Source organism: Stenotrophomonas sp. I18B00994, from assembly GCF_014145825.1.
Classification (GTDB): Bacteria; Pseudomonadota; Gammaproteobacteria; order Xanthomonadales; family Xanthomonadaceae; genus Stenotrophomonas; species Stenotrophomonas maltophilia.
This window is the reverse complement of the sequence record NZ_JACIUW010000005.1, coordinates 31945-45472: the sequence shown is the minus strand read 5'-3', so window position 1 is coordinate 45472 and position 13528 is coordinate 31945. Positions and strand designations below refer to the sequence as shown.

Sequence of the window (13528 nt, the reverse complement as noted above, 5' to 3'; positions counted from 1 at the left end):
CGGATTACTTGATGTTGGCCAGCTTCAGGCCCGCCGGCGAGCTGACTTCGATTTCCGCGCGCGAGGCGTCGCGCTGGATCTTGCCGATCACGCACACGGTCTTGCCTTCCAGGGTTTCCAGCGGGAAGGAGAACTTGCCGCGGTTCTCGCCGGCGATGCGGGCCGAGAAGGTGTGGCGCGGGAAGGCACCGCCCATGTACAGGAAGGTCGGCTGGCCTTCGGAACCTTCGGCGTAGCGGGCCTTTTCGACCTTGCCACAGACCATGCCGTCCTTGCCGACCGAACGCGGGGCCAGTTCCGGCGGGATCATGTCGGCCGCCTGGGCGAACGCGGAGGAAGCGGTGGTGGCCAGGACAGCGGCCGAAACGAACGCAAGCAGGGACTTCATCGAGGTGTATCTCCGGGGATGGTGATGGTCGTTCCGGTTCCGCGCGCTCCTGCGCGACCGGCTTCTGTCCCCCTATCGGCACTGCTGGGGGGAACTGAAGGGTTTTGTGACCAGAACGTGAAGCAGGTCCGATGGATCAGGCGGCAGCGTCTTCGGCGAGGGAGGCCTGGCCCATGTCGGCGCTGTCGAGCAGGGTCTCGATGTCCAGCAGGATCAGCATGCGGTCGTCGTGGGTGCCGATGCCGGAGATGAAGCGGGTGTCGACTGCAGCGCCGAACTCCGGGGTCGGGCGGATCTGCTCGGCCGACAGCGGGATCACGTCCGACACGCTGTCGACCACGATGCCGACCACGCGGTCTTCGACGTTGAGCACGATCATCACGGTGAAAGCGTCGTAGCGGGCGTTGTCCAGGCGCAGCTTCAAGCGCAGGTCGATGACCGGCACGATGGTGCCGCGCAGGTTGATCACACCCTTGATGTAGTCCGGGGCGTCCGGCACGCGGGTGACCGCATCGTAGCCACGGATCTCCTGCACCTTGAGGATGTCCACGCCGTAGTGCTCGGCGCCGAGGGTGAAGCTGAGGAATTCGCCACCGGCGCTGGCGGCGGAGCTGGTCTTGTCGTTCATCGAGGGGTCCTGGTTCTGCCGGAAGTCCCGGTGTCAGGCTCGATATCGGCCCCGCGTGGGGGGACTTTAGGTGCCGGGGGAGAGGCATCCACGCATGGCGGGGATCTACCGCGGCGCGGCCGGCACGCGCATATGGCGTGGATCCGCCGAAGATCGGTAGTGCCGGCCGCTGGCCGGCGACGGCATCATGCGGGTTGCCGGCCGCCGGCCGGCACGAACGGTCGAACGGGCCTCAGAGCTCGCCGTTGCGGCGCGCCTTGCGCTGGCGGTCGATGCGGAAGATGTAGCGCTGGATGGCGCTGTCGCCGCCGCGCGGCAGGCTGTCAAAGCGCATTCCCACGCGCTTGACCTCGATGCCATTGGGCTGTCGCTGTGGCAGCAGGTTGCAGACCACCAGTTCGATGTCCAGGTCGGGGCCATCGGGCAGCGACAGCTGCGCCGGGTAGCGCTTCTGCAGGCCGAATACGGCGCAGTCGTTGGGAACCACTACGGCCAGGCCGCCACCGCTGATGTCCACCACCCGCATCGACAGCGCTTCGGCACGTGCTTCGCCGGGTGGCAGCAGCAGATGCGGCGAGTCGGTGACCGGGGTCTCCAGCCGGTACAGCTCACGGCGCTGCAGATGCACCAGTTCGTCCGGCAACGGGGCGCGGAAGGCGACGTGGCCATCGTTGTCCACGCGCTGCAGTTCGTGCAGGCGGAACCGCACAAGGACACGTTCAAGCTGGGCGAAGCAGAGCAGGTGGTCGGCCTGCTCGGCGGCACGGTTCGATGCCTCCTGCGGGCTGCCGTCGAGCAGCAGGTAGTCTTCGTCCTCGTCGAGATCAAGCAGGGCGGTCGGGAAGGAACGATCCCGGCCGTCGATATGCGCGTTGATCAGTGATCGCTGGTCGATCAGCGAGCGCAGCAGCTGCCGCAGCTGGCGGGGGTTGCGGACCAGGAAGCGTTCGTCCGCGGCGTCGGCCGCGTGGACATCATGCAGTTCAGTGTCGTGGCCGTCGGACATGGAGTCTGTGATCAGGGGCGGGCGCCAGCACGCGTTGGCGCAGGCTCGATGGGGATATCGGCCTCTTCATTGGATTATGAAGTGAGATTTGCATCACTTTCCATGCATAAGGGGTCAGATCCCTTTCCGGTGGGAAAGGGATCTGACCCCGTGGCCCGCCACGCTGGTGCATCCACCCCATGGGCGGATGCTTTCTGCGTGGGGTCAGAACTCCTGCCAATCACCCTCGGCAGCCAGCGCCGGCTGGGCGGCCGACGCCCGCAGCGGCCGTGTCGGTGCTGCCTTGGTGACGGGCAGGGCGGCCGCGACCTGACGTGGCTGCGGTGCATTGGCCAACCGTGCCGGCGCAGCGGCGACGCCCTGCGATGCCAGCCGGAAGCGCGCGACGGCTTCGCCCAGCTGCACGGCCTGGTCTTCCATGGCGCGTGCCGCAGCAGTCGCTTCCTCCACCAGCGCGGCGTTCTGCTGGGTGGTCTCGTCCATCTGCACCACGGTCTGGTTGACCTGCTCGATGCCGGCCGACTGTTCCTGCGAAGCGGCGGAGATCTCGGCCATGATGTCGGTCACGCGCTGCACCGAGGCGACGATCTCGCCCATGGTGCTGCCGGCCTGGTGGACCAGGCTGGAGCCTTCGGCGACCTTGCCGACCGAATCATCGATCAGGCCCTTGATTTCCTTGGCCGCCGCAGCCGAACGCTGGGCGAGCGTACGCACTTCGCTGGCGACCACGGCGAAACCACGGCCCTGCTCGCCGGCACGCGCGGCTTCCACTGCGGCGTTCAGCGCCAGGATGTTGGTCTGGAACGCGATGCCGTCGATGACAGAGATGATCTCGGCGATCTTCTTCGACGAGGCTTCGATGGCCGACATGGTGGTGACCACCTGGCCGACCACCTCGCCGCCCTGCGAAGCGACGCCATGCGCGCCGATGGCGAGCTGGTTGGCCTGGCGGGCGTGCTCGGCGTTCTGGCGCACGGTGGAGGTCAGTTCCTCCATCGAGGCGGCGGTCTCTTCCAGGTTGGCGGCCTGCTGCTCGGTACGGCGCGACAGGTCGCTGTTGCCGGACGCGATCTCGCCAGCGGCCAAGGTGATGCTGGAGGCACTGGCCTGGATCTGGCCGACGATCTGGGTCAGCTGTGCGACGGTGGTGTTGGCGTCGTCACGCATGCGCGCGAACACGCCGTTGAACTGGCCGTCCATGCGTGCGGTCAGGTCGCCGGCGGCGATCGACTGCAGCAGCTGCGAGAGCTGGCCGAGGTTGCCGTCGGCCACCTGCATCATGCTGTTGAGCTGCTCGATCATCACGCGGAAATCGTGATCGAAACGCTGCGCATCGCCGCGCTGGCTGAAGTCGCCGGCGGCGGCGGCCGAGGCCAGCTGCTGGATCTGCGTGTTGATGGCCAGCAGGCTGGCCTTGGCCGCGTCCATCGACTCGTGCAGGATCGCGCGGCTGCCGGGCAGGCGGCGGGCGTCCGGGGCGAGGTTGCCGGTGGCGTACTGGTTGAGTACTTCAATGGCATCGACGATCGCATCGAGGTGTTCGAAGATCACCGTGTTGATGCCGCTGGCCAGCTGGCCATACACACCCGGGAAATCCTCCGGGATGCGGTGGCTGATGTCCGGCCCAGCGTGCATCTGTGCCATCAACTGGGTCTGCTCGCTGAAGCGGCGCAGCATTGCGGTCATCTCGGCGGTGGCGGCCAGCATCTTGCCGGCTTCGTCCTTGCTGGTGGCCTGGGTGCTGACGCTGAGGTCGCCGCGGGCAACCGCCTGGATGGCATGCACGGCCTTGCCCAGCGGGCCAGTGACGGCGCGCGAGATGACGGTGGCCAGTGCGGCGGCCACCAACGAAAGCAGCACGATGCAGCTGATGATCGCGATCATGCTGTTGCGATGGGTGGCGTTGGCGTCGGCGATCTTGCCGTCCATCTGGCCGGCGATGTGGGTGCCCAGGGCCTTCATCGCAGCGAACAGGTCGCGACGCGCCGGGCGCGACTGCTCGTCGGAGATCTGCTGGGCCCGAGCGCCATCACCGGCGGCCACGGCGTCGCGCATCGCCTTGTTGGCGGCGAAGTAGCGGTCCAGCTGTGCGCTGGCCGCGCGATAGAGTTCACGCTCCTTGGCCAGCGCCGGCAGCGCCGAGTACGCGGCCAGCTCGTCATGCACGGCCTTGGCGGTGTCGTCCATGCGCTTGTTGTAGTCGGCGACCTTCTCCGGCTGGTCGAGCATGCTCAGCTGTGCAAGTTCATAGGTGCGGAATTCTCCCAGCTGCGAGCGCGCCTCGCCCAGGTGCTGGACCGAGGGGATGTCGTTGCCAGCCATCTCGCGCAACTGCGCGTTGGCTTCGCTCAGGCGCAGCAGTGCGAAGGCGCCGAGGATCAGGGTCATCAAGGTGGTGAGGGTGAACCCCACGGCCAGCTTGCGGGCGATGGGCAGATCTTGGAACCACTTCATGCAGGGTGCTCCAGGTGGGCAGAGTGCCGGCGTCTGTGCGCCGGTTCGGGAGTGGTTGCAGAGCGAACGGGGGTGCCCGGTGGGGTTCGGTGACGACCGTCATTGCGAAATAACGGCGCCGTTCGCGTGGACTTTATGGACGCAGATCACATTCGGTTGCGTAGGGATGACAGCGCGAAAGCGTTGCAGCGGCGTGCTTTCGCTTGGATGAAGTAGTTGCGCCCGCAACCATCATGGCGACGGAGTTCACAGAAGGGATGGGGTCAGAGCTCTTTCCTGCGGAAAGGAATGCGCCCCCCTTGGCAGAGCGCGCACAAACAAAAACCGCCGCCCCGAAGGGCGGCGGTCCAGTACACGCATGCAGCGTGGATCAGGCGGCCTGCGGCATCCGCAACGAGCGCACCAGTCCGCCGATGTCGACGATCAACGCGACGCGGCCGTCGCCAAGGATGGTGGCACCGGACACCCCGCCGATACGGCGGTAGTTGTTCTCGATGTTCTTCACCACCACCTGCTGCTGGCCGACCAGTTCATCCACTTCCAGTGCGATCTTCTGGCCATCGCCTTCGACCACGACCACCAGCGATTCACTGCCCGGCGCGCGGTTGCCGTAGCCGTAGTACTCGCTCAGCGAGAGGATCGGCAGGTACTCGCCACGTACGCGCAGCACGCGGCCTTCGCCGGCCATGCTGCGGATGTCCTCGGCCTGCGGCTGCAACGCCTCAAGCACATAGGCCAGCGGCAGGATCAGGGTTTCGCCGGCAACCGCCACGGTCATGCCGTCGAGGATGGCCAGGGTCAGCGGCAGGCGGATCAGCGTGCGGGTGCCAGTACCCAGGCTGCTTTCGATCTGGACCTCACCGCCCAGTGCCTGGATGTTGCGGCGAACCACGTCCATGCCGACGCCACGCCCGGACAGGTCGGTGACCGCATCGGCAGTGGAGAAGCCTGGCTGGAAGATCAGGTCCCAGACCTGCGAATCGGTCGGGTTGTCCGGTACGGCCAGGCCGCGTTCGGTGGCCTTGGCCAGGATCTTGGCGCGATCCAGGCCGCGGCCGTCGTCGCTCACTTCAATGACGATATGGCCGCCCTGGTGCGAAGCGGCCAGGGTGATCGTGCCGGTTTCGTCCTTGCCCGCGCCGCGACGCACGTCGGGCATTTCCAGGCCGTGGTCGATCGAGTTGCGCACCAGGTGCACCAGTGGATCGGCGATCTTCTCGATCAGCCCCTTGTCCAGCTCGGTGCCCTCGCCGACGGTGCGCAGGCGCACCTGCTTGCCGAGGCGGCTGGACAGGTCGCGGACCAGGCGCGGGAAGCGGCGGAACACCGCGTCGACCGGCAGCATGCGCACGCCGATCACCGCTTCCTGCAGATCGCGAGTGTTGCGTTCCAGCTGGTCCAGGCCGGCGAACAGGCTCTCGGCGTGGACCGGGTCCAGCGCGTGCGAGACCTGCTTGAGCATGGCCTGGGTGATGACCAGTTCGCCGACGAGGTTGATCAGCGCATCGACCTTGTCGACGCTGACGCGGATCGACGTTTCGGCTTCCTGGGTGGCAGCACCGCCGGCGGCAGGCGCAGCAGGCGCTGCCGGCACGACGGCAGCAGGTGTGGAAGGGGATGCAGCAACGGGCGCCTGGGTTGCCAGGCTCGGCGGCGCTGCCGGACGGATGTCCAGCTCGCAGTCGTCCAGTACCCAGGCGAAGGTGTCTTCGATCTTGCTGCGCGGCACCTTGCCGACCAGGCCCAGGTCCCACGCCAGGTGGGCCTCGAGCGGGTCGAGCTGGGCGAACCCCGGCAGGCGTTCCATGCGCGCGGCCACCTGCAGCGAGCCGAGGTGTTCCAGTTCGCGGATGATGCGCAACGGGTCGTTGCCGCTCATGAACAGCGAGGGCGCCGGAGTGAACCCGATCTGCCAGGCTTCCGGCGTATCGTCCACCTTGGCTGCGGTAGCGGCCGGCGCGCTTGGTGCGGCCTGGCCGGAGAGAACGGCTTCGAGGCGCGCCTTCACTGCGGCGACCGCAGCGGGGTCTGCGGCCTGGCCATGTTCGGCTTCGCGCAGCAGGGCGCGCAGTACATCCACCGAGGACAGCATGGCATCGACGGCATGGCCTTCCAGGGCCCGCTTGCCGGCACGCAGCTCATCGAGCAGCGTTTCCAGCACGTGGGTCAGGCCGGCGATGGCATCGAAGCCGAAGGTGCCGGCGCCGCCCTTGATCGAGTGGGCGGCGCGGAACACCGAATTGATGATCTCCGCGTCCTGCTGCCCCGATTCCAGGGCCAGCAGGCCAGCCTCCATCGCGTCGAGGCCTTCGCGGCTCTCCTCGAAGAAGGTGGCGTGGAAGCGTTGCAGGTCCATGCTCATGGCAGTGGTGGTCCGGAAGCGAAGAAGGGGAGCGGTGCGGGGCGATCAGCCCAGCACTTTCTGCACGGTGGCGACCAGCTGTTCCGGATTGAACGGCTTGACCAGCCAACCGGTGGCACCGGCGGCCTTGCCTTCGGACTTCTTGTCGGCGGCCGATTCGGTGGTCAGCATCAGCAGCGGGGTGAACTTGTAGTCCGGCAGCTGGCGCAGTTCGCGGATCAGCGCGATGCCGTCCATGTTCGGCATGTTGACGTCGGTGACCACCGCGTTGAAGCGCTGGCCCTTGGCGCGACCCAGCGCGACCGCGCCGTCTTCGGCTTCTTCGACGGCAAAACCGGCCGAGGTGAGGGCGAAGGAAACCATCTGGCGCATCGACGCCGAATCGTCCACCACCAAGATACGTGCGCTCATGCAGCGTTCTCCACAGATTTCAGGTTGTCATGGGTTACGTCCAGGCCCAGGGCCTGGGTGACGCCCAGCAGGCGTGCGGCGTCACGGAAGGTTGCGGTGCAACCGTGGAAGCCGGTGCCCAGGCCTGCATCGCGGCGGGCCTGCACGAATGCACACAGCACCTGCACGGCGGCCGTGTGGATGCGGGCGACCTGGCTTGCATCCAGGGTCAGCTCGCCTGCCTGCGCCACCAGCGGGGCGAGGCGGTTCTTGAGCTCGGTGCTGCTCTCGATGCCGAGATCCTCACCCAGTTCGACAGTGCTCATCGTTGCTCCGGACAAACGGTTCCGTGATCCATAACGGCACCCCGGCGGGGTTCTTTAGAGGAATCGACGCGGTGCGTCGATGCGGTCGCAGCTGAAAAGGGGACGGCGGGGATCAAGTCGCAAGCGACCTGGCTCTACTGCAGCCCCCTCGGCAACGGCGACCGCGCAGTGGGGACGCAAGGTGTTGATCCAACGGATCAACTCCTTGCGTCCCCGACAGGCACCGCTTCGGCGCAAAGCGCCGAGCCACTTGCGACTTAATCCCCTCCGTCCCCTTTTTTCCAGATCAACTCAGCAGCCGTGTGGCGTCCAGCAGGATCATCGGGCGCTGGCTGACCCGGGCGACGCCGCGGAACAGATCATTGGAGATCTGGCAGATGCGGGCGGTATCCGGGGGTTCGATCTGTGAATCGGTGAGGTTGGCGACATCTTCCACTGCCGACACGCGCAGGCCGATGGTCTCGCCGTCCTCTTCCAGCACCACGATGCGGGTCTGGGCATCGTCTTCTGCCGCTGCGGCGCCGAGGTGCAGGCCGAGGTCCATCACCGGCACCACCTGGCCACGCAGGTTCATGATCCCGAGCATCGCCGGTGCCGTGCCACGCAACGGCAGCAGTGGCACCGGCAACACCACTTCCTGCACTTTCAGCAGTTCCAGCGCATAGGCCTGGGTCCCGCAGCGCAGGCGCAGCCAGCGCGAGGTGCGCTCGCCGGCGCGGCGGTTCTGCGGGTGCGGGCTGCTGGCGGGCTGGTGCGCCTGCGCCTGCAGCTCCTGCCAGGTACCGGGACGGTTGGTGGCCGGGGCATCCAGGGCAACGCGGGGCGGCGGCGCGGCGGCAGCACGCGCGACCGGGGCGGGCGCGGGTGCAGCGCGCGGTGCCGGGGGCGGAACCACGGCCGGTGGCGGCGTGGGGACATCCTCGCCACCCGCAGCGGCTTCGAACGCAGCCTGCAGACCGGGGCTGTCAGTGTGGGCGAGCTGATGGCTGTCGGCCGCGTCGGTCTCGTAGATCACTTCGTCGGGCAGGTCGTCCCAGGTGGGCTCCGGGCCGGCCTGGGCCGGGGTCGTCTCGTGGATCACCTCGTCAGGCAGGTCATCCCAGGTCGGTTCGCGCTCGGGAGCGGCGACCGGCATTGCGGCGGCCTCGAAGGCGGCTTCCAGTGCTGCCTCGTCCTGTGCCGGGGCAGCGGCAACAGTGCCCGTCTCATAGATCACTTCGGCGGGCAGATCGTCCCAGGTGGGTTCGCGCTCGGCCGTTGTGGCCGCCTCGAAGGCGGCTTCGAGCGCGGCGTTGTCCACGGCAGGCCCCGCGGCAACGGTGTCGGTTTCGTAGATCACCTCGGCCGGCAGGTCATCCCAGGTCGGCTCGCGTTCCGGTTCCGATGTGCTGTCCGGAGCCGGGGCGGCGCTGTCCGGCGTTGGCAGCACGACGGCCGCCGGGGCGATCGCTTCGCCCAGCAGTTCGTCCAGGTAGTCGTCCAGTACGCCGGTGCTGTTCATGCGGCCTGCTCCAGGGCACGGGCATCCTCAACGAGGATCCAGTTCAGTGCGCGGCGATAGGCGGCCAGGCCGCGGCCCGGGTAGTCCTCACCAACGCTGGGCAGGGTCAGGCCTGCGGCATTGCTGATGCGGGTGTCGATCGGGATGGCGTCTTCCCACACGCGGGTGCCATGGCGATCCTGCATCGTGCGCAGCGACTCGTTGCCGGCGCGGGTGCGGCGGTCGAACAGGGTCGGCAGGATCGAGATCGGCAGCGGGCGGCGGCGCGAGCGCTCGACCATCTCGCCGGTGCGGACCATGCCGTCCAGGCCATGCAGGGCCAGCGGCTCGGCCTGGGTGGGAATGATCAGGCGGTCGGCAGCGGCCAGTGCGTTGATCATCAACAGGCCAAGGGTGGGGGCACAGTCCAGCAGGATGTAGTCGTGCTGGCCCTGGTGACGCGCCAGTGCGTTCTGCAGGGCCAGGCCGAGGCCGGGCTGGTTGGCGCTGCGGCGCTCCAGCGTGGCCAGCGCCGACTGCGCGCAGACGTAGTCCAGGCCGTGGATGCTGCTGGCATGGCACAGGCTGGAAAGATCGGCCGGCGGGGCGCCGAACAGTTCCAGCACGCCCGCCGGCGGCGGATCCACCGGCACGCCGAAGGCGCGGCTGAGCGAGGCATGCGGATCGAGGTCGATCAGCAGCACGCGATGGCCAAGCGCGGCCAGGCCGCGGCCGAGGGCGAGGGTGGTGGTGGTCTTGCCGACTCCGCCCTTCTGGTTGGCGACTGCCCAGATGCGCATCGGTTTACTCCTTCATTGCCGGGGGAACGGCGGCGCCGACGCGGCTGCCAGCCGGCACCGGCGGCAACTTCACCGGTGCGATGGGGGAGGTGGGGGCGGTAGCCGGAGTTGCGGCGGCTTGTTCGGTGGTGTTGTCGTCGACGGCGCCGGTGGCCGCATTGAGGCGCTGGCCAAGCGGATCCACCGAATGCGAGGTGTCGGCCAGAATGATGACCATCACCCGGCGGTTGCGGTTGCGCCCCTGCGCGCTGTCGTTCTCTTCGCGCGGACGGAACTGGCCATAGCCAACCATCGCCAGCCGTGATGGCTGCACGCCCTGGTCGGCGAACAGGTGCACCACGCTGGCGGCGCGTCCGGCCGACAGTTCCCAGTTCGAAGGGAAGGTGGCGGTGGCGATCGGCACGTTGTCGGTATGGCCTTCCACGCGCACGCTGTTGGGCACGTCGCGCAGCACCTCGGCCAGGCTGGCCAGCGTCTGCCGTGCATGCACGTCCAGCGCGGCCGAGCCGGTGGGGAACAGGATGTCGCTGTTGATCTCCACTTCGATCCACAACTCGGTGCGGCGCACGCTGATCATGCCGCGGTCGATCAGCGGTGCCAGCGCGGCGGTGAGGCGGTCGGCGATGCTGTTGAGCTGGCGCTCGGCACGGGCGATCTGTTCCTGGTTGTGCACGGAGACCGGCATGCGCATCTGCGAGGCCATCGACGGCAGCAGGGTCGGGTCGTGCGACGGCGCGGGCGCGGAGGGGCCGATCTTGGTGCCGGACTTGATCACCGAGGGGCTGTCCCAGCCGCCACCCTGCACCTGCTTGTTACCCACCTGCACCGGATTGATGGTGCGCGGTGCGCCGCCGAAGGCATCGGTGAGCGCGTCGGCCATGATCCGGTACTTGCCCTCGTTGACCGAGGAGATCGCGTACATGACCACGAAGAAGGCGAGCAGCAACGTCATCAGGTCGGCATAGGGGATCGCCCATGCTTCATGGTTGGCGTGCTCTTCGTGGTGCTTGCGGCGGGCCATGTCAGTGCAGGAAGCCGGAGAGGTTGGTTTCGATGTTGCGCGGGTTCTCGCCCTGGGCGATCGAAATCAGGCCTTCAATGACCATTTCGCGGTCGCGGGTGTTGTGCGAGATCACGCTCTTGAGCTTGGCGGCGATCGGCAGGAACAGCAGGTTGGCCGAGGCGATGCCGTAGATGGTGGCGGTGAACGCGGCGGCGATGCCGTGGCCGAGTTTGCTCGGGTCGGCCAGGTTCTTCATCACCGCGATCAGGCCGAGAACGGCACCGATGATGCCGAGCGTGGGCGCGTAGATGCCCATCGCTTCGAAGACCTTGGCGCCGGCCTGGTCCTGGTGCTCCTGGCTGCCCAGTTCGATCTCCAGCATGTGACGCATCGATTCGGGTTCAACGCCGTCCACCAGCAGCTGCAGGCCCTTGCGCAGGAACGGGTCCTGCTGCGCTTCCACCTGCGATTCCAGGCCCAGCAGGCCCTGGCGGCGGGCGATGTTGCTCCACTCGACGATCTGCTGGATCAGTTCGCGGCGATCGCTGTGCGGCGGGCGCACGACCCAGCGCACGATCTTGAACGCATGCTTGAACACCGCCGGCGAGGTGTGAAGCAGGATCGCGGCAACGGTACCGACGATGACGATCACGAACGCCGCAGGCGACCACAACGACGCCAGGCCAGCGCCCTTGAGGATGCTGCCACCGACCAGCGAGGCCAGGGCGAGAAAGAGTCCAATGAGGCTGAGTCTATCCATGGTTCCGGTATCGGCTTGTATGAATGGGACTTGAGACACCGGGAGAATGCGTACAGACGGTAGTCACAGTTTTCGGGTCGCCGGGCCATGCCCGGCGGCGTTCAGCGTATGCCGTCCACGTCCAGGATCAGTGCCATGCGACCATCGCCGATCAACGTTGCACCGGCATAACCGCGCAGGCCGCGCAGGGCTTTTGGCAGTGGCTTGATGACCACTTCCTCGCGCCCGCGCACCTGGTCCACGACCAGGCCGAAGCGCGCTTCGCCGGCCTGCAGCACCACGATGGTCAGCAGGGTTGACGCGGCCGGCGTCACATCCAGCCACTGGCGCAGGTCGACCAGCGGCAGGGTGTGCGAGCGGCGATCAAGCACGGCGCGGCCATCGAACCAGCCCAGCGAGGTGCGCGGCGCGTGCAGCACTTCCATCACGCGTGCCAGCGGTAGCGCGTAGACGTCCTCGCCGGCCTGCACCAGCAGGGTCGGCAGGATCGCGAGGGTGAGCGGCACGCGGATCAGGAAGCGGCTGCCACGACCCAGTTCCGACTGGATCTGGATCTGGCCGCTCAGTTCGCGGATGCGCGACTGCACCACGTCCATGCCGACGCCACGGCCGGAGATGTCGGTGACCTGCTGCTTGGTCGAGAAGCCGGGCAGGAACACCAGGTGCAGGCATTCCTCGCTGCTCAGGCGGGCGGCGGCTTCCGGATCGATCAGGCCTTTCTCACGCGCCTTCGCGCGCAGCTTCTCCGGGTCGATGCCGGCGCCATCGTCCTGCACCTCGATGCTGACGTAGTCGCCTTCCTGCTGCGCCGACAGGCGTACATGGCCCATCCGCGGCTTGCCTTGTGCTTCGCGCAGGTCGGGCATTTCCACGCCATGGTCGATGGCGTTGCGGACCAGGTGCACCAGCGGATCGGCCAGTGCTTCGACCAGGTTGCGGTCGAGTTCGGTTTCGGCGCCGACCAGCTCCAGGTCCACTTCCTTCTTCAGCGAGCGGGCGACGTCGCGGGCGACCTTGGGGAAGCGCGAGAACACCTTGCCCACCGGCTGCATGCGGGTACGCATCACCGCCGACTGCAGGCGGGCAGTGGCGATGTCCAGCGTCGATACGGCGCGGTCCAGCTCCTCGTCGCGCAGGCGTGCACGCAGGGTCTTCAGGCGGTTGCGGGAAAGCACCAGTTCGCCGATCAGGTTGACGATCGCATCCAGGCGCTTGGTGTCCACGCGCACGGTGTGCTCGGCCTCGGCCATCGGCTTGGGCGCCGGCTTGGCGGCGGGCGCCGGTACGGGCGCTGGGCGCGGTGCAGCGGCAGGTGCCGCCGCGACGGTGGCAGCAGGCTTCGCGCCTGGCGCAGCGCCGCCGTGCAGCTGGTCCAGCAGCGCTTCGAACTCGTCTTCGCTGATCAGGCCGTCGTCGGCCTTCCTGGCCGGCGCGACCGCGGTCGGTGCGTTGCCGCCATGCAGCTGGTCGAGCAGGGCCTCGAATTCGTCGTCGGTGATCAGGTCGCTGCCAGCTGCCGCAGGGGCGGCCGCAGCGACCGGCGCGGCAGTGCCACCGTTCATGTCGAACTGCGCGATCAGGTCCGGCGGCGCATAGCCTGGCTCGGTGCCGGAGGACACGGCGTCCAGCATCGACTGCAGGTAGTCCAGCGATTGCTGGGCGGCGTCGAAGTGGTGGGCCTGCAGCACCGCCTGCCCGGCACGCGCGATGCCCAGGGCCTCTTCAGCGGCGTGGCACAGTTCGACCATCGCGGTAACGCCAAGGAAGCCGGCACCGCCCTTGAGCGTGTGGTATCCACGGAACACGGCGTTGAGCTGCTCGGTGTCCTGCGGTGCCTGCTCCAGCGACACCAGCTGTTCGCCCAGGCGATCCAGGATTTCCTGTGCCTCGATGATGAAATCGGCAGTGATGTCGTCGGATACCGCGCTCAT

At 67.6% G+C, this 13528-nt stretch carries 12 protein-coding genes; all 12 read right to left on the bottom strand.

The genetic code is table 11. The features are described from left to right. Positions 1 to 4 precede the first annotated feature (4 nt). A complete protein-coding gene (locus tag H4O10_RS06995; protein ID WP_005409515.1) occupies positions 5 to 388 on the bottom strand; it encodes a hypothetical protein in 384 nt (127 codons plus the stop codon). Positions 389 to 524: 136 nt separating this feature from the next. Further along, positions 525 to 1016 carry a chemotaxis protein CheW gene (locus H4O10_RS06990; protein WP_005409516.1) on the bottom strand — a complete coding sequence of 164 codons (492 nt, stop codon included), beginning with the start codon at positions 1014 to 1016 and terminating at the stop codon, positions 525 to 527. A 232-nt stretch (positions 1017 to 1248) separates the two neighbouring features. Then, positions 1249 to 2022, bottom strand: coding sequence for a flagellar brake protein (locus H4O10_RS06985; RefSeq protein ID WP_005413239.1), 774 nt, complete (start codon positions 2020 to 2022; stop codon positions 1249 to 1251). A 204-nt stretch (positions 2023 to 2226) separates the two neighbouring features. Then, complete coding sequence (locus tag H4O10_RS06980) at positions 2227 to 4476, bottom strand: methyl-accepting chemotaxis protein (RefSeq protein WP_005413240.1); 2250 nt, start codon at positions 4474 to 4476, stop codon at positions 2227 to 2229. Positions 4477 to 4846: 370 nt separating this feature from the next. Next, on the bottom strand, positions 4847 to 6838 hold the full coding sequence (locus tag H4O10_RS06975) for a chemotaxis protein CheA (RefSeq protein ID WP_012480093.1): 1992 nt from the start codon (positions 6836 to 6838) through the stop codon (positions 4847 to 4849). Positions 6839 to 6883: 45 nt separating this feature from the next. Further along, entirely contained in the window at positions 6884 to 7249 is a 366-nt protein-coding gene (locus tag H4O10_RS06970) for a response regulator (protein ID WP_005409521.1), read from the bottom strand. After that, on the bottom strand, positions 7246 to 7554 hold the full coding sequence (locus H4O10_RS06965; protein WP_012480094.1) for an STAS domain-containing protein: 309 nt from the start codon (positions 7552 to 7554) through the stop codon (positions 7246 to 7248). Before H4O10_RS06965 ends, H4O10_RS06970 begins: the two co-directional genes overlap by 4 nt. Before the next feature lie 286 nt (positions 7555 to 7840). Then, positions 7841 to 9055, bottom strand: coding sequence for a chemotaxis protein CheW (locus H4O10_RS06960; protein ID WP_182680964.1), 1215 nt, complete (start codon positions 9053 to 9055; stop codon positions 7841 to 7843). Next, entirely contained in the window at positions 9052 to 9834 is a 783-nt protein-coding gene (locus H4O10_RS06955) for a ParA family protein (protein WP_012480096.1), read from the bottom strand. The genes H4O10_RS06960 and H4O10_RS06955 overlap by 4 nt, the downstream gene beginning before the upstream one ends. A gap of 4 nt (positions 9835 to 9838) precedes the next feature. Then, entirely contained in the window at positions 9839 to 10855 is a 1017-nt protein-coding gene (motD, locus tag H4O10_RS06950) for a flagellar motor protein MotD (RefSeq protein WP_012480097.1), read from the bottom strand. Position 10856: 1 nt separating this feature from the next. Further along, positions 10857 to 11597 carry a flagellar motor protein gene (locus H4O10_RS06945; protein ID WP_005409527.1) on the bottom strand — a complete coding sequence of 247 codons (741 nt, stop codon included), beginning with the start codon at positions 11595 to 11597 and terminating at the stop codon, positions 10857 to 10859. A gap of 101 nt (positions 11598 to 11698) precedes the next feature. Then, entirely contained in the window at positions 11699 to 13528 is a 1830-nt protein-coding gene (locus H4O10_RS06940) for a chemotaxis protein CheA (protein WP_012480098.1), read from the bottom strand.